At 73.9% G+C, this 16,643-nt stretch carries 15 protein-coding genes; 9 read left to right on the plus strand and 6 right to left on the minus strand.

What is annotated here, in order from left to right; all coding sequences use genetic code 11:
- Positions 1 to 7: 7 nt before the first annotated feature.
- On the minus strand, positions 8 to 592 hold the full coding sequence (locus ABZ459_RS30930) for an isochorismatase family protein (RefSeq protein WP_357977717.1): 585 nt from the start codon (positions 590 to 592) through the stop codon (positions 8 to 10).
- Positions 593 to 792: 200 nt separating this feature from the next.
- On the opposite strand from ABZ459_RS30930, the gene ABZ459_RS30935 reads away from it, so the two are divergent.
- Complete coding sequence (locus ABZ459_RS30935; protein WP_357977720.1) at positions 793 to 1,311, plus strand: hypothetical protein; 519 nt, start codon at positions 793 to 795, stop codon at positions 1,309 to 1,311.
- A gap of 25 nt (positions 1,312 to 1,336) precedes the next feature.
- Here the strand turns inward: ABZ459_RS30935 and ABZ459_RS30940 are convergent, their stop codons facing one another.
- Complete coding sequence (locus ABZ459_RS30940) at positions 1,337 to 2,254, minus strand: AraC family transcriptional regulator (RefSeq protein ID WP_357977722.1); 918 nt, start codon at positions 2,252 to 2,254, stop codon at positions 1,337 to 1,339.
- Between the two features lie 116 nt (positions 2,255 to 2,370).
- On the opposite strand from ABZ459_RS30940, the gene ABZ459_RS30945 reads away from it, so the two are divergent.
- The 6 genes from ABZ459_RS30945 (at position 2,371) to ABZ459_RS30970 (ending at position 9,515) form a co-directional block, all read left to right on the plus strand.
- Positions 2,371 to 2,925, plus strand: coding sequence for an NAD(P)H-dependent oxidoreductase (locus ABZ459_RS30945; protein WP_357977724.1), 555 nt, complete (start codon positions 2,371 to 2,373; stop codon positions 2,923 to 2,925).
- Between the two features lie 39 nt (positions 2,926 to 2,964).
- On the plus strand, positions 2,965 to 5,316 hold the full coding sequence (locus ABZ459_RS30950; protein ID WP_357977727.1) for an excinuclease ABC subunit UvrA: 2,352 nt from the start codon (positions 2,965 to 2,967) through the stop codon (positions 5,314 to 5,316).
- Complete coding sequence (locus tag ABZ459_RS30955; protein WP_357977730.1) at positions 5,316 to 6,095, plus strand: LLM class flavin-dependent oxidoreductase; 780 nt, start codon at positions 5,316 to 5,318, stop codon at positions 6,093 to 6,095. Before ABZ459_RS30950 ends, ABZ459_RS30955 begins: the two co-directional genes overlap by 1 nt.
- Positions 6,096 to 6,193: 98 nt before the next feature.
- A complete protein-coding gene (locus tag ABZ459_RS30960) occupies positions 6,194 to 7,966 on the plus strand; it encodes an IlvD/Edd family dehydratase (RefSeq protein ID WP_357977733.1) in 1,773 nt (590 codons plus the stop codon).
- Positions 7,953 to 8,957 (plus strand): C-terminal binding protein, encoded by a 1,005-nt coding sequence (locus tag ABZ459_RS30965; protein WP_357977736.1) that lies wholly within the window; start codon positions 7,953 to 7,955, stop codon positions 8,955 to 8,957. The genes ABZ459_RS30960 and ABZ459_RS30965 overlap by 14 nt, the downstream gene beginning before the upstream one ends.
- A 150-nt stretch (positions 8,958 to 9,107) precedes the next feature.
- A complete protein-coding gene (locus ABZ459_RS30970; protein ID WP_357977739.1) occupies positions 9,108 to 9,515 on the plus strand; it encodes a nuclear transport factor 2 family protein in 408 nt (135 codons plus the stop codon).
- A 19-nt stretch (positions 9,516 to 9,534) separates the two neighbouring features.
- Here ABZ459_RS30970 and ABZ459_RS30975 read toward each other — a convergent pair whose 3' ends face one another.
- The 3 genes from ABZ459_RS30975 to ABZ459_RS30985 are packed head-to-tail and all read right to left on the minus strand — an operon-like array spanning position 9,535 to position 12,014.
- Positions 9,535 to 10,095, minus strand: coding sequence for a GNAT family protein (locus ABZ459_RS30975; RefSeq protein ID WP_357977742.1), 561 nt, complete (start codon positions 10,093 to 10,095; stop codon positions 9,535 to 9,537).
- 21 nt (positions 10,096 to 10,116) lie between these two features.
- A complete protein-coding gene (locus ABZ459_RS30980; protein WP_357977745.1) occupies positions 10,117 to 10,824 on the minus strand; it encodes a response regulator transcription factor in 708 nt (235 codons plus the stop codon).
- On the minus strand, positions 10,809 to 12,014 hold the full coding sequence (locus tag ABZ459_RS30985) for a histidine kinase (RefSeq protein ID WP_357977748.1): 1,206 nt from the start codon (positions 12,012 to 12,014) through the stop codon (positions 10,809 to 10,811). Before ABZ459_RS30985 ends, ABZ459_RS30980 begins: the two co-directional genes overlap by 16 nt.
- A gap of 155 nt (positions 12,015 to 12,169) precedes the next feature.
- On the opposite strand from ABZ459_RS30985, the gene ABZ459_RS30990 reads away from it, so the two are divergent.
- Positions 12,170 to 13,123: an ATP-binding cassette domain-containing protein gene (locus ABZ459_RS30990; RefSeq protein ID WP_357977751.1), complete on the plus strand. Its 954-nt coding sequence runs from the start codon at positions 12,170 to 12,172 to the stop codon at positions 13,121 to 13,123.
- On the plus strand, positions 13,120 to 15,393 hold the full coding sequence (locus tag ABZ459_RS30995; RefSeq protein ID WP_357977754.1) for an alpha/beta fold hydrolase: 2,274 nt from the start codon (positions 13,120 to 13,122) through the stop codon (positions 15,391 to 15,393). The genes ABZ459_RS30990 and ABZ459_RS30995 overlap by 4 nt, the downstream gene beginning before the upstream one ends.
- Positions 15,394 to 15,402: 9 nt before the next feature.
- Here ABZ459_RS30995 and ABZ459_RS31000 read toward each other — a convergent pair whose 3' ends face one another.
- The gene (locus ABZ459_RS31000; RefSeq protein ID WP_357977757.1) at positions 15,403 to 16,629 is read right to left on the minus strand and encodes a cytochrome P450; all 1,227 of its coding nucleotides are present in this window, start codon (positions 16,627 to 16,629) and stop codon (positions 15,403 to 15,405) included.
- Positions 16,630 to 16,643 lie beyond the last annotated feature (14 nt).

Here is a 16,643-nt window from a genome sequence, read left to right on the forward strand (position 1 = left end):
CTCCTCCTCAGCTCCCGGTGAGCTCGTCCACGGTCCTGATCGTGGCGAAACGGCCCGACAGAGCGTATTCGGTACGGGCGAGGATCTCGTCCACGCCGAGCGTGCGCGGGTCCCGCACGAGCTCGTCGAAGGGGACGTCCTCGGGCGCGTCGCGGTGGGGGAGCGGCGTGGTGGCGGTGGCGTCGATGGCGAAGTCGACCTCGAAGCCCAGGTCCGAGGCCAGGCGCGCAGTGGTCTCGCAGCACTGCTCGGTCCGGATGCCGCAGACGGTCAGCCGCCTGACGCCGCGCCGGGTGAGGAACTGGTGGAGGTTGGTGGTGGTGAAGGCGTTGTGCGCCGACTTGGTGAGGACGGGCTCGTCCGGAAGGGGCTCCAGGCCGTCCATCAGCTGGACGAACCCGCGGGCGGGATCGAAGACCGTGCCCGAGCCGGGCCGCGACCCGAGCACCCACACGACCGCGTCCCCGGCCTGCCTGGCGGCCGCGGCCAGGCGGTTGACCTGCGGGACGATGTCCGGCCTGGAGGTGTGCCGCCAGTCGGGAAGCTGCAGGAAGGAGTTCTGGACGTCGATGACGACGAGGGCGCTGATCATGCCATTCAGGCTGGCCGGACGAGGGCCCCCGGCGGAAGGCACGACCTGGTCAGCGTGTGGACCGATCCAGTCGGCGCTCCCGTGCCGGGCCGATATTCCCCCAGCGTGACACCGTAATCCGCGGGCCCTCGCAAGGGCCGGTGCCGCCTGCCACCATGGAGGCGCCGACTGATCCGGACGATCTCTGGAGGGGGCGTGCCATGAGGTGGTGGGAGGGCGACGACGGACGCCATGAAGGCTGGGATGCCGCCGTCTTCCCGGACGGCCGGGTCTCCACCGGCCCGGCCGACGGCGGGGCGAGGGTGCACCCGATCGGCTCCGACGGCCGCATCGGCTACGGCCGCGGCGACGTCGTGGACGGCCGCACCGCGATCGGCTGGCGCGGCCACTGCGCCTGCGGATGGCAGGGGCCGCTGTGGGAACGCGTGGCCCAGATGCGCCACGACTTCGCGGCCCGGCGCATCTACGCGCTGAGCGAGTGCCTGCTGTCCGGCGCCGCCCCCGACGACGTGGCCGTCGCGATCCGCGCGGAGTGGGAGACCCACCTCGACCCGCCGAGCCTGGTCGCCGTCCGCCAGGCCGCCGAGGCCGTGCGCCGGGCCCAGGGCCACCTGGACGCCGCCGTGCGCGCGGCCCGCAAGGACGGCCGTTCCTGGACCCGGATCGGGGAGTCGGCCGGCGTCCGCCGGCAGTACGCCCAGGAACGGTGGGGGCCCTGACCGGCCGGCTCGCGGGGGCCGGGGATCAGGCCGCCGACCGGCGGTAGCGGCCGGGGGCGACGCCGAACTCGCGCTTGAAGGCGTTGCCGAAGGCGAACTCCGACCCGTACCCCACCTGCTCGGCCACCCGCGCCACCGGCGCGTCGGACTCGCGCAGCAGGCGGGCGGCGCTCATCAGCCGCCACCACGTCAGGTACGCCAGCGGCGGCTGCCCCACCAGCCCCGTGAATCGGCGGGCGAAGCCGGCCCTGGACATGCCCGCGTGCGCGCCGAGCGACTCGACGGTCCAGCGGCGGGCCGGGTCGCGGTGGATCGCGTCGAGCGCGCGGCCGACGACGGGGTCGGCCAGCGCGGCGGCCCAGCCGGAGACCGTGCAGGGCTCGTCCTGGGTCTCGAAGTAGGCCCGCAGGACGTACAGCTGCAACATGTCGAGCAGGGACGACACGACGGTGTCGGTGCCGGGCCGCGGGCCGTCGATCTCGGCGGCCAGCAGCTCGACGGCGGCCCGCAGCTCCGGACGGCTGCCGAGCGTCGCGGGCAGGTGGATCACGCCGGGCAGCGAGCCCAGGATCGGGTGGGTCCGGTCGAGGTCGAGCCGGTAGCCGCAGGACAGGACCACCGTCTCGGCACCCGTGCCGCCGAAGCCGGCCGACGCGAACAGCTCCGAGTGCGGCTCGCAGTCGGCCTCGGCCAGCGGGCGGGCGGGATCGTCGGCCAGCCCGAAGTCGTCGCCGTGCGGCAGGAACACCACGTCGCCCACACTGAGCGGAACGGGCTCGCCGTCCGGCGGGATCAGCCAGCACGAGCCGCGCAGCACCACCTGGAAACCCGCCGACCCCGGCACCGAGCGGAACGCCACCCCCCAGGGCGCCCGCCAGGAGATGCGGGAGGAGGTGGGGCGCCCGCACCGCATGAAGGCCATCACGTCGCTCAGCACGTCCATGGGAGCTGAGTCTAAACGCTGAGACGCTCGCGTATAAATGGTGGATAGCAGCGCATTCAGTATCTCAGCCGCTCTCCCTACGGTTGGTTTCCGTAACCGAACTGAGGGAGAGGGACATGCTCAAGGTAGGCATCATCCTCGGCAGCACCCGTCCTGGCCGCAACGGCGAGGCGGTGGCCCACTGGGTCCGCGATCTGGCGGCCAAGCGGGGCGACGCCGAGTACCAGCTCATCGACCTGAAGGACTACGACCTGGGCAACCTGGACGAACCCGAGCACCCCGCCATGGGCAACTACCGGCACGAGCACACCAGGCGCTGGTCGGCCACGGTGTCGGCGCTGGACGCGTTCGTGATCGTGACCCCGGAGTACAACAACTCCTACCCGGGCGCGCTCAAGAACGCCCTCGACTTCCTGTACGCGGAGTGGGCCGACAAGGCGGCGGGGTTCGTCGGCTACGGTGTGGACGGCGCGCCCCGGGCCATCGCCCACCTGCGGCACGTGCTGGGCCTGCTCAGGGTGGCCACCGTGGCCAACCAGGTCGGGCTGTCGATCCACACCGACTTCGCCGACGGCTTCCGTCCCGCCGCCGCCCACGAGGACCGGCTGAACGCCGTCCTCGACCAGGTCCTCGCCTGGGGCTCGGCACTGCGCCCGCTGCGGGCGGCCTGATCGCGCCACGGTAGCCGTCCGGCGGTGGCACGGCGGGCGATGGGTAGATTGCGCAGAGTGGAAGATGAGGCGGTCAGCGGCATCCGGGTGCGCGGCGCGCGCGTGCACAACCTGCGGGACGTCGACGTGGCGATCCCGCGCGACGCGCTCGTGGCGTTCACGGGGGTCTCCGGGTCGGGCAAGTCGTCGCTGGCGTTCGGCACGATCTTCGCCGAGTCGCAGCACCGGTACCTGGAGTCGGTCGCGCCCTACGCGCGGCGGCTGCTGCAGCAACTGCCGATGCCCGACGTCGACGACATCACCGGCCTGCCGCCCGCGGTCGCGCTCGGCCAGCGGCGTTCCACGCCGTCCGCGCGGTCCACGGTCGGCACGCTGAGCCGGGTCTCCAACTCGCTGCGCATGCTGATGTCCCGCGCCGGCGCCTACCCGGCGGGCGCGCCGCGCCTGGACTCGGACGCGTTCTCGCCCAACACCGTCGCCGGCGCCTGCCCGCAGTGCCAGGGGCAGGGGGTGTTGCACGAGGTCACCGAGGAGTCGCTGGTGCCCGACCCGTCGCTGAGCATCGCGGAGGGCGCGATCGCCTCGTGGCCGGGCGCCTGGCAGGGCAAGAACCAGCGCGACATCCTGGCGACGCTCGGCTACGACATCCACGCGCCCTGGCGCAGCCTGCCGCGGGAGCAGCGCGACTGGATCCTGTTCACCGACGAGGAGCCGGTGGTCACCGTCCATCCCGTACGCGAGGCGGCCCGGATCCACCGCCCCTACCAGGGCAAGTACGCCAGCGCCCGGCGGCTGGTGCTCAAGGCGTACGCGTCCTCGGCCAGCGAGAAGAGCCGCCTGCGCGCCGAACGGTTCATGACCGCCCGCACCTGCCCGCTCTGCGGCGGGCGGCGGCTGCGTCCCGAGGCGCTGGCGGTCACGTACGCGGGCCGCACCGTCGTCGAGCTGGCCGCGATGCCGATGGGCGAACTGGCCGGCGTGCTCGGCCCGCACCGGGACGAACCAGGACCGGCGGGGGCGCTCACCCGCGACATCCTCGACCGCATCGACGTGCTGGACGAGCTGGGGCTGGGCTACCTGAGCGTCGCCCGGCCCGCGCCGACCCTGTCCAGCGGCGAGCTGCAGCGCATCCGGCTGGCCACCCAGCTGCGCGCCGGGCTGTTCGGCGTCGTGTACGTGCTGGACGAGCCCTCGGCCGGCCTGCACCCTGCCGACTCCGCCGCGCTGTCGGACCTCCTGCGCCGCCTGCGCGACACCGGCAACACCGTCTGCCTGGTCGAGCACGACATGGACGTCGTGCGCCAGGCCGACTGGGTGGTGGACGTCGGCCCCGGCGCGGGCGGCGACGGCGGGCGCGTCCTGTACAGCGGGCCGGTTCCCGGGCTGCGCGAGGTCGCCGGGTCGGTGACCCGCCGCTACCTGTTCCACACCGTCGTGCCGGAACGACCGGCGCACCGGCCGACGGGCCGGCTGGAGCTGCGCGGGCTCACCCGCAACAACCTGCGGGACGTGGACGTCGACGTGCCGCTGGGCGTGTTCACCGCCGTCACCGGGGTGTCGGGGGCGGGCAAGAGCAGCCTGCTGGCGGCCGTCGCCGAGGCCGCCGCCGGGGAGCGGCGGGTGGTCTGGGTGAACCAGCAGCCCATCGGCCGTACCCCGCGCTCCAACCTGGCCACCTACACCGGCCTGTTCGACACGGTGCGCAAGCTGTTCGCCGCCACCGACGGCGCGCGTTCCCACGGCTACGGCCCGGCCCGGTTCTCCTTCAACGTGCCCGGCGGACGCTGCGAGACCTGCCAGGGCGAGGGCTACGTCGCGGTCGAGCTGCTGTTCCTGCCCACGACGTACGCGCCCTGCCCCGACTGCGGCGGCGCCCGCTACAACCCCGACACACTGCGGGTGACCTACCGCGACCGCACGATCGCCCAGATCCTGGAGACGACGGTCGACGAGGCCACCGGCTTCTTCGGCGACGTCCCGGCCGTACGCCGCCCGCTGGAGACGCTGCACGAGGTCGGGCTCGGCTACCTGCGGCTCGGGCAGCCCGCCACCGAGCTGTCGGGCGGCGAGGCCCAGCGCATCAAGCTCGCCGCCGAGCTGCAGGGCCGCCGCGCCGAGTCCACGATCTACCTGCTCGACGAGCCGTCCACCGGCCTGCACCCGCACGACACCGACGTGCTCATGGACCGGCTGCACGACCTGGTCGGCGGCGGCGGCACGGTCGTGGTCGCCGAGCACGACATGCGGGTGGTGGCGACCGCCGACCACGTCATCGACCTCGGGCCGGGCGGCGGCTCGGCCGGCGGCACGGTGGTGGCCGCGGGCACGCCGGCCCAGGTCGCCGCCAGCCCGCGCAGCCGTACCGCGCCGCACCTGAAGGGCCTGCTGTGATGCGCCGCGCGCTGTACCTGCCGCCGTTCGGGGAGCTGGCCGATCCGCGGGTGCTCGCCGACCTGGCCGCCCGCGCCGAGGACGCCGGGTTCGACGGCGTCTTCCTGTGGGACCACGTCGTGCGCCCGCTGAGCCCCGGGCTGGCCGTCTGCGACGCCTGGATCGCCCTGGCCGCGATCGCCGCCGCCACCGAGCGCATCCGGATCGGCACCAGGGTCACGCCGCTGTCGCGGCGCAGGCCGTACGAGGTGGCCAGGCAGGCCGCCGCCCTCGACCACCTCAGCGGCGGGCGGATGGTGCTCGGCGTCGGGCTGGGTTCGGACAACGGCGGGGAGCTGAGCAGGCTCGGGGAGACCGGCGACCCCCGCGTCCGGGCGGAGATGCTCGACGAGGGCCTCGACGTCATCTGCCGGCTCTGGACCGGCCTGCCCGTCCGCCACCGGGGCCGCCACTACCGCGTCGACGACCTGGCGTTCCAGCCGCAGCCCGTGCAGCGGCCGCGGATCCCCGTCTGGGTCGCCGCCCAGTCGGTCAAGCAGGGCCCGCTCCGCCGCGCCGCCCGCTTCGACGGTCTCTGTCCCGAGACCACCCCGATCGGGCTGCGGGAGATGCTGGCCGTCGTCGCCGAGCACCGGGGCGGGCTCGAGGGCTTCGAGGTCGCGGTCGGCGTGCCGCCGGGGGTGCATCCCGGCCCGTACGAGGACGCGGGCGCGACCTGGTGGCTCATCGAGTTTCCCGAGGTCAGCAGCGTCGAGCAGGTGATGGCGACGATGATCTGAGGCGTTTGGGCGGTGGCGGCGGCGGGGTAGGCCAGTCATCGCCCGCCCGAGGTGCACCGACACCCGGCCGGCGGCCCGCGCGAGTGAGGAGCGAGCTGATGCGTCCGACCGGGCATCCCGAGAGCGGCGGCCTGCGCAGCCAGGCCTGGTGGGACAACGCCGGCAATCCGGAGATGACGGCTCTCTACCTCGAACGTTTCCTCAACTTCGGGCTGACCCCGAAGGAGCTCCAGTCCGGCCGGCCGATCATCGGCATCGCCCAGACGGGCAGCGACCTCGTGCCCTGCAACCGCCACCACCTCGCCCTGGCCGACCGGGTCAGGGACGGCATCCGCGACGGCGGCGGCATCCCGCTGGAGTTCCCCGTCCATCCGCTGCAGGAGACCGGCAAACGCCCGACCGCCGCCCTCGACCGCAACCTCGCCTACCTCGGGCTGGTCGAGGTGCTCTACGGATATCCGCTCGACGGTGTCGTCCTGACGACGGGCTGCGACAAGACCACGCCCGCGTGCCTGGCCGCGGCGGCGACGGTGAACCTCCCGGCGATCGTCCTGTCCGGCGGGCCGATGCTCAACGGCTACCACCAGGGCAGGCGCATGGCCGCGTCGGGGTCGGGGCTGGTGATCTGGCAGTCGAAGCGGCTGCTGGCCACCGGCGAGATCGACTACGACGAGTTCATGGCGCGCGTGGCCGCCTCCGCGCCCAGCATCGGCCACTGCAACACCATGGGCACCGCCCTGTCGATGAACAGCCTGGCCGAGGCGCTCGGCATGTCGCTGCCGTGCTGCGCGGCGATCCCGGCGCCCTACCGCCGCCGGGCGCAGATGGCCTACGACACGGGCCTGCGGGCGGTGCAGCTGGTACACGAGGACCTCACCCCGCGCAAGATCATGACCATGCGGGCCTTCGAGAACGCGATCGTCGTCGCCTCGGCCATCGCCGCCTCCACCAACGTGCCCATCCACGTCAACGCCATCGCCCGGCACGCCGGGGTGCCGCTGACGATCCACGACTGGCAGCGCGTCGGAGCCGACGTCCCGGTGCTGGCCGACGTCGCCCCCGCCGGCGAGTTCCTGGGGGAGGACTTCTACCGCGCGGGCGGCGTGCCCGCCGTCATGCGGTCGCTGCTGGCGGCCGGGCGGCTGCACGGCGAGGCCATGACCGTCTCCGGCCGTACCGTGGCCGAGAACCTGGCCGACGCCCCGCCCGCCGACCCGGAGGTCATCCGCCCCTACGACGACCCGCTCGCCGCGCGTGGCGGGCTGCTCATCATGACGGGCAACCTGTTCGACTCCGCGGTCATGAAGACCTCGGTACTCGGCGAGGAGTTCCGCACGGCCCGCGACTACCGCGCGATCGTCTTCGAGGGGCCCGAGGACTACCACGCCCGCATCCAGGATCCGGAGCTCGGCGTGGACGAGAGCTGCATCCTCGTCATCCGCTACACCGGGCCGATCGGCTACCCGGGGTCGGCCGAGGTGGTGAACATGGAGGTGCCGTCCGCGCTGCTGCGGCTGGGCGTCACCACGGTGCCCACGCTCGGCGACGGCCGCCAGAGCGGCACCTCCGACGCGCCGTCCATCCTCAACGCCAGCCCCGAGGCCGCCGCCGGGGGCAACCTCGCCATCCTGCGCACCGGCGACCTCGTGCGCGTCGACGTGGACAACGCGCGCGTCGACGTGCTGCTCACGGAGGAGGAGATCGCCGACCGGTGGGCCCGCCACACGCCGCCGGCGCTGGAGAACCAGACGCCGTGGCAGGAGATCTACCGCGCCACGGTCGGGCAGCTCGACGGCGGGGGCTGCCTGGAGCTGGCCCTGTCGTACCAGGACCTCGTACACACCAAGGGGATTCCCCGTGACTCGCACTGACGCCAGAGGCACCATCATGATCGCCGACTCCGACTTCGGCGACGTGGACATCGAACGCGCGATCGTCGAGAGCGCCGGGTTCGAGCTCCGCGCCGAGCAGTGCAAGAGCGAGGACGAGGTGATCGAGAAGGGCCGGGACGCCGACGGCGTCCTGACCCAGTACGCCCGGATCGGCTCCCGAGCCGTCGACGCCCTCACCCGCTGCCGGGTGATCGCCCGCTACGGCACGGGCGTGGACATCGTCGACGTCGAGGCCGCGACCAGGCGCGGCATCCAGGTCACCAACGCGCCGAACGAGTGGTGCGCCGAGGAGGTCGCCGACCACGCCGTCGCGCTCTGGCTGGCCGCCGCCCGCAAGATCTGCGAGTACGACCGCGCCACCCGGCGCGGCGTGTGGCGCTGGCAGACCGGCGAACCGATCCGGCGACTGCGGGGCCGGGTGTTCGGGCTGCTGTCCTTCGGCGCCATCGCCCAGCTCATCGCCGCCCGCGCGCGGCCCTTCGGCGTCGAGGTCTGGGCGCACGACCCCTTCATGGACGACGCCGAGCTCCTGTCGCACCACGTGCGGCCGGTGTCGTTCGACGAGCTGGTGGCGGGCGCCGACTACCTGGTGATCCAGGCGCCGCTCACCTCGGGGACGCACCACGCCTTCGACCGCGCGACGCTGCGCAGGATGAAGCCGGACGCGGTCCTCGTCAACACCGCGCGCGGCCCGATCGTGCAGGACGAGGCGCTCTACCAGGCGATCGCCGAGGGGTGGATCGCCGGCGCGGCCCTGGACGACCTGGAGGAGGAGCCGGCCAAGCAGCGCGACTGGCGTCCGGACAACCCGCTGTTCACGCTGCCCGGCGTGATCGTCACCCCGCACGCCGCCTACTACTCCGAGCAGGCGGTCGAGACGGTGCGGCGGTTCGCCGCGGAGGAGGCCGTACGGGTGCTGACCGGGCAGGCGCCCCGCAGCCCCGTGAACGACGTGACGGCCCGGCCCTGACGGGCGGTCGTGTGGTCCCGGCGCCGTAGCCGCGCGGGGACGTACGACGGCGGGAGTAGCGCCGACCGTCTCCGGCCGTACGACGACGGCGGCGGGCGCCGGCGGCGAGGATCGGGACGGCAGCCACCCCCACTCCCACAAGGACGCTTCATGGGCATCACCTGCGAGCGCGACCTCGCCGACTTCCTGACCACCTACACCCGGGACATGGCCGTCTCCGCCGAGGAGCCCGCCACGATCATCGACCGCTACTTCGTGCCGGACTTCGAGTACTGCAACGACGGGCTGGTGATCGACCGGCAGCGCATGATCGACCATGTCCGCCCCGTCCGGCGGAACGTCGACACAGAGGCGATGGCCGCCGGCGACCGGGCCGGTGTCGAGATCCACGAGACGCTGGTCTCGGGCGACCGGATCGCCGCCCGCTGGACCCTGCGCACCAAGCTGCGCAAGGGCAGGACCTTCGCGGCGGAGATCTTCATGTTCGGGCGCCTGGCCCCGGACGGCCGCATCCGCCGGATCGACCAGACCACCAGGCAACTGGACGAAGCCGGGTAGCCGCGGATCCGGACGCGGTTCAGTCCTTCCGGCGGCCGGCCCGCCATTCCGGGGCGAGCACGGACCAGACCTCGACGTCGTGCCGTACGCCCCGGAGGGGGTAGCTCTCGCGCAGGACGCCGTCCTTGCTCATCCCGAGCCGCCGGGCCACGGCGATGCTGGCGGTGTTGCCCGCCGCGGCCTGCCACTCCACGCGGTGGATGCCGCGTTCCTCGACGGCCCAGTCGATGATCACGCGGACGGCCCTGGTCACCAGGCCCCTGCCCGCCGCCGACGGCTCCAGCCAGCAGCCCGCCTCGGCGGTGCCGTGCCGGACGTCCATCGTCCGGAACAGCACGCCGCCGACCAGCCTGCCGCCGGCCCAGATGCCGTAGATGCGACCGGTGTCGGCCGCGGCCTTGTCCGCGTACGCCTGCAGCACCGACCTGGCGGACCCCACGTCGGTGACGAGGTCGGGCAGGGAGATGAACCGGCCGATGAACTCGCGTCCGCGGTCCATGTGGCTCAGGAACTCCTCGGCCCGCCAGGGCTCCAGCGGACGCAGCTCCGCGCCGTCATCGCCCAGGGAGATCGCGAACATTACTGCCTTTCCGTCCCGGATTCACCCGTCTTGCGGGGAAATCCTCTCACGGGCGGTCCGCGGCGTTGATCCCGGCGGGACGGGCACGGCCTGCAGGTAGGTCAGCACCGCCATGACGCGCCGGTTGTGGTCGTCGGACGGAGGAAGGCCGAGCTTGGCGAAGATGTTGTTCGTGTGCTTGCCGACCGCCTTGTCGGTGACCTGGAAGTGCGCGGCGATGGCCAGGTTGGACAGGCCCTCCGCCATGAGCGTCAGCACCTCCCGCTCGCGGGGCGTCAGCGCGGCCAGCGGTTCGTCCCGGTCGCGGCGGGTCAGCAACTGGGCGACGACCTCCGGGTCCATCGCGGTGCCGCCCGCGGCGACCTGGCGCACCGCGTCGACGAACCGGTCGACGTCGCCCACCCGGTCCTTCAGCAGGTAACCGACCCCGCCGGAGCGGTCGGACAACAACTCCCTGGCGTACAGCTGCTCCACGTACTGCGACAGGATCAGCACGGGCAGCCCCGGCACCCGGGCGCGTGCCTCCAGCGCGGCGCGCAGGCCCTCGTCGGTGAAGCCGGGCGGCAGCCGCACGTCGATCACGGACACGTCAGGACGGTGCCGGACCAGCGCCGCCAGCAGCATGGGCCCGTTGTCCACCGCCTCCACGACGGTGCAGCCGTGCGCCGACAGCAGGCGGACCAGCCCGTCCCGCAACAGCGCGAGATCTTCGGCTATGACAACGCGCACGGGACCTCCATGGTCAGTTCGGTCGGGCCGCCGGGAAGGCTGCTGACGGTGAGCGAGCCGTCGAAGGCCGACAGCCGCTCCTCGATGCCGCGCACGCCGGTGCCCCGGTCGCGCCGGACCGGGCCCCGGCCGTCGTCGCCCACGGTCAGCCGGAGCACGCCGGCCGTGTGCCGCAGCCGCACCCAGGCACGGGAGGCGCCGCTGTGCTTGGCCACGTTGGTCAGCGCCTCGGCCGCGGCGAAGTACACGGCGGACTCCACCGGCGGCTGCGGGCGGCCGGGCAGGTCGATGTCGATCTCGACCGGCATCGGGCAGAGCAGCGCGGACGCCTCGATGGCGCCGGACAGGCCGCGATCGGTCAGCACGGGGGGATGGATGCCGCGCACCAGGTCGCGCAGGTCGCTCAGCGCCTGGCCGGCGATCTCCCGCGCCTCGTCGATCATCCGCAGGGTCTCGTCCGGGTCGCCGGAGCCGCGGGCCAGCCCCAGCTGCATGCGGATGGCGATCAGCTTGGCCTGCGCGCCGTCGTGCAGGTCGCGTTCGATGCGGCGCAGCTCGGCCGCGCGCGCGTCGACCAGCGCGGCCCGGGACGCGGTCAGCTCCCGGATCCGCGTGTCCGGCGTGGGCCGGGCGTCCAGCAGCCGCCGCGCCAGCCGCGCCTGGCCGGTACGGAACAGCGGGACGGCCATGAGGACCACCACGGCGATGGCCACGGTGGACATGCTCAGGGCGAACGTGTTGAGCAGGCTCGTCTCGGCCGGCCGCAGCCGGAGGAAGACGTAGTCCAGGGCGGACAACATCGCCCACACCGCCACCACGGGGGCGGGCCCGGTGACGCCGTGCACGGCCAGCCAGGCCAGCTCCCGCCACCTGCCCGGATCGCCGGAGCCGTCCACGGTGCTGTTCCTGTCGCCGTTCGCGTCGCCGTCCAGGCCGAGCGTCCGGCCCGCCCAGCGGCGCTGGAACCCGGCCAGGCGGCGGGCGGCCCCGAGCAGCCGGCCGAGCGGCGCCCGCCCGAGACCGGCCACCGGCACCAGGACGGCACAGACCGGCACCAGGACGAGCAGCGCCAGCGCGGCCACGCCGGTGACGGCGTTCAGCGCCAGGCCGGTCACCGCGTTCAGCGCGTACGCCGCCAGGCCGGTCACCGCCCGCCACGCCGGCCCGCCGGGCCGGGGTCGTCTCCCCATCACAGATGCAGTCTGCCCGGTCGGCGAGGAGAAGGCGGTGGGGCCGGCCCCACCACCCGGGGTGGCGTTCTCCCACCCCGCCGGTGGGCGCGCCCCCATGGAGGCCGAGGCCGCGGCCCGCGAGGCTCGACGAGACCAGCCGACGAGGGGGAGACGTGATCGAGGTAAGAGGACTGACCATGCGCTACGGCCGCACACTCGCCGTGGACGACCTGAGCTTCACCGTGAGACCGGGCCTGGTGACCGGATTCCTGGGCCCGAACGGCGCCGGGAAGTCCACGACCATGCGGGCGGTGCTCGGGCTGGAGGTGCCCGCCGCCGGCGCGGCGCTGGTGGACGGGCGCCCCTACGCGTCGCTGCGCCGGCCCATGCGCACGCTGGGGGCGCTGCTCGACGCCGGAGCGGTGCACGGCGGCCGCACGGCCCGCGCCCATCTCGGCTGCCTGGCACGCAGCAACGGCATCGGCCCGCGGCGGGTGGCCGCGGTCCTCGGCCAGGTCGGGCTGGAGGACGTCGCGGACCGGCGGATCGGCGGGTTCTCCCTCGGCATGAAGCAGCGGCTGGGCATCGCGGCGGCGCTGCTGGGCGACCCCAAGGCGCTGATGTTCGACGAGCCGCTGAACGGGCTGGACCCCGAGGGCATCCGCTGGATCCGCGACCTGCTGCGCTCGCTCGCCGCCCAGGACCGCGCCGTCCTGCTGTCCAGCCACCTGATGAACGAGCTGGCGCTCACCGCGGACCACGTCGTCGTCGTCGGACGCGGCCGGCTGATCGCCGACACGACCACGGACGCCCTCGCCGCCCGTTTCCAGCGCGACGTCCTGGTGCGCGCGACACAGCCGGAACGGCTGGCGGAGATCCTGCGCGCGCACGGCGCGACCGTCACCGCCCAGCCCGCGGACCCGCCCGCGGACGACCCGCCCGGGACCGGCGGCCTGTCCGTACGGGGGCTGGACGTTGCCGGGATCGGCGACCTGGCGCTGCGGGCCGGGATCGCGCTGCGGGAGCTGACCCCGCGCAGCGCGTCGCTGGAGGAGGCGTTCCTGGAGCTCACCGAGGACAGCGTCGAGTACGGCGCCCGCCCCGTCACCGCGGAGGCGGCCCGATGACGGCCCGGACGACGGACGCCGTCGCCGCCGAGTGGCTCAAGCTGCGCTCCCTGCGCTCGAACGCCTACCTGCTGGCCGTCTCCCTGCTCGCCGTGCTGGCCTGCGCCGGGGTGGCGTACCTGATGGCACGGGGGTTCGACCACCAGACGGCCGAGGAGCGGCTGCGCTTCACCGGCAACGGCAACGGCCTGGGCACCGGACTGCCGGTCGCCTACTTCGTGTTCGGCGCGCTGGGCGCCCTCACCATCACCTCCGAGTACGCCACCGGGATGATCAGGACGAGCCTGGTGGCGGTGCCGCGGCGGCAGCTGTTCCTGTTCGCCAAGGTCCCCGGACTGGCCGCCGTCACCCTGGTCGCCGGTCAGCTGCTGGCGTTCGCCATGCACCTGGCCGCCCAGGCCGTGCTCGGCGAGCGCGCCGGTCAGGTGCTGCTCGACGGGCAGACCCTGGGCACACCGCTCTCCGATCCCGGGGTGCTCACCTCGGTGGTGGCCGCCGGGCTGTCCATGGCGGCCGCGGCGCTGATCGGGCTGGGGGTGGGCGCGGCGCTGCGGTCCACCCCCGGAAGCCTGGTCGCACTTGTCATGATCTTCCTGGTGCTCCCGGTCGTCGCCCAGGCCCTGCCGTCGCCGCTGCGGGCGCGGGCCGGGTCGTACATGATCGAGAACCTGCCCGCCCAGATCGCCGGGGTGGGCGGCGGCCTGCTGCCCCCGGCGGCGGCGGCCGCGCTGCTCCTCGCCTACCTCGCCGCCGCGCTGACGGCGGGCGCGGCGGTCACCGCGTCGAAGGGGGGCAAGGGCAGGGTCCTGGCCGTGGGCGCCGCCGCGACGCTCCTGACGGGCCTGGTGGCGGTGCCCGCCGCCGGCGACTCGACGCACGCCGGACCGTCCGCGCCGGTCTGGCGGCCGTGCGCGGACAAGGACGCACCCCGGGACATGCGGTGCGCCTCCGTCCAGGTGCCCGTCGACTGGAGCAGGCCGGGCGGACGGAAGATCGTCGTCCCGCTCGGCCTCCTGCCCGCCTCCGGCGGCCGACGCCGGATCGGCACGGTCTTCTCCGTCCCCGGCGGCCCCGGCGCGTCGGGCATCGACGACCTGAAGCAGTTCCAGGGGAAGCTCGCGGCGTTGCGTGACCGCTTCGACGTGGTCAGCTTCGCCCCGCGCAACACGGTCAAGCCCGGCGGCGCACTGCCGTACGAGTGCCTGGCCACCGGCCCGTGGATCACCCTGCCGCGCGACCGCGCCGAGTACGCCGCCCTCGCCCGGACGAACCGGGAACACGCGCAGCGGTGCCGCGCCGCCGACCCGGAGCTCTTCGACCACATGGACTCGGCCTCCGTCGCCCGGGACATCGAGGCGGTCCGCGTCGCCCTGGGCGAGGACCGGCTGAGCTTCCTCGCCAACTCCTACGGCGGACGCCCCGCGGCGGCCTACGCCCGCCTGTTCCCCTCCCGCGTCCGCGCCATGGTCATGGACGGCGCCGCCGGCCACGCCGAGGACACCACGGCCGGCGAGCCCCGCATGTACGCGCGGGCCGAGCGGCAGCTGCGGCGCTTCGCCGCCTGGTGCCGCACGGCCACGGCCTGCGCCCTGCACGGCCGGGACGCGGGCGAGGTGTGGCGCGGCCTGGTGACCGGCGCGGACCGCTCACCGGTGCCGGTGCGGAACGATCCGTCCGGGGCCGCCTACACCGGGTTCGACCTGAAGGTCGCCGCCGCCCCCAGCTTCACCTCACCGGGCCAGGAACCCGACGTGCCGCGCTGGGTGCAGCTCGCCGCCGCGATCGACAAGGCCGCCGACGGCGACGCCTCGGGGTTCGCCGACTACGTGCGGCAGGCGTCGGGCAGCCCGAAGGTTCCCTCGCTCGCCGGGCAGAACATGACCCAGTGCCTGGACGGCGCGGGATACGGCAGCTACGCCGCCTATCACGAGGCGCTCCGCAGGGCGCAGGAGCTGTCGCCGGACTTCGCCGGGCAGCGGGCGTGGTGGCCGCTGGCCTGCGCCGGCTGGCCGGCGCCGGTCACCAATCCGCCGGCGCCGCTGCCCGTCCGCGGCCTGACGCCGTTCCTGGGGGTCGGCAGCTGGACGGACCACGACGAGGTGGCGGAGGTCATCCGCCCCGTGCCGGGCTCGTCCAGCGTCCGGTACGAGGGGCACGGCCACATGCTCTACCTCTACGGCAGGACCGGCTGCGTCACCGCCCACGTCAACCGCTACCTGACGAGCCTGCGGCTCCCGCCGCCCGGCACCACCTGCCAGGCCACCGGATGACCGCCGGCCTCACCAGGTCACGGGGAGCTCGTACACCCCGTACACCTGGCCGTCGTGCTTGAAGGGGATCTTCTCGAATTCGGTGGCCAGGGCGAGGGTGGGGACGCGCCTGTAGAGCGTGCCGTAGGCGACCTGCAGCTCCAGCCGTGCCAGGGGCTGGCCCAGGCACTGGTGGACGCCGAAGCCGAAGGCCACGTGCCGGCGGGCGTCGCGGCGCACGTCCAGCTCGTCCGGGGCGGGGAAGATCTCGGGGTCGCGGTTGCCGATGTCGTTGGCCACGATGATGCCCTCGCCCGCGCGGATGATCTGGCCGCCGACCTCGATGTCCTCCTTGGCCACCCGGCGGCGTCCGCCGTGGGTGATGTTCAGGTAGCGCAGCAGCTCCTCCACCGCGCCCGCGATCAGCGCCGGGTCGTCGCTCCCGCGCAGCAGGGCGAGCTGGCCGGGATGGCGGAGCAGCGCGAGGGTGCCGAGGGCGATCATGTTGGCGGTGGTCTCGTGGCCGGCCACCAGCAGCAGCACGCCCATCTGGGCCGCCTCCTGCCTGGTCAGCTCGCCCGCCGTGACCCGGGCGGCCACCTGGGACAGCAGGTCGTCGCCGGGGCGGACGAGCTTGTCGCCGACCAGCCCGTCCAGGTACTGCCTCAGACGCCCGCCCGCGGCCGTCCGGTCCTCGACCGACACGTCCCGCCTGACGATGATCTGGCTGTTGTCCTGGAAGAAGCCGTGGTCGGCGTACGGGACGCCGAGCAGCTCGCAGATCACCAGCGACGGCACCGGCAGCGCGAACGCCTCCACCAGGTCCACCGGTCTCGGCCCGGCCAGCAGGTCGTGGATGAGGCGGTCGACGATGCGCTGCACGGCCGGGCGCATGGTCTCGACCCGTTTGACGGTGAACGCCCCCTGCACCATGCGGCGCAGCCGGTGGTGCTCGGGGTCGTCCATGAAGACGAAGCTGATCGTGTTGTCGGGCCGGTCGGGCGCCGTGATCGGCAGCGGGTAGCCGGGCCGGGTGACGTCGGAGCTGACCTGCGGATGGCTGAGCACCGCCTTCTGCTCGGCGTAGCCGGTGACCAGCCACACGGTGCCGCCGTCGCGCAGCCGTGCCCGGGTCAGCGGCGTGTGCTGCCGGAGCGCCCGCAGGGCCGGCGGCGGGTCGAACGGGCACGCCGCCGCCCTGACACCGGGGAACTCGGGCAACGCGCCGGACATGTCCTGATCCGGGATGGCCGACATGACGGTGTTCCTTC

Source organism: Nonomuraea sp. NPDC005692, assembly GCF_040631115.1.
In the GTDB taxonomy this organism is placed as follows: domain Bacteria; phylum Actinomycetota; class Actinomycetes; order Streptosporangiales; family Streptosporangiaceae; genus Nonomuraea.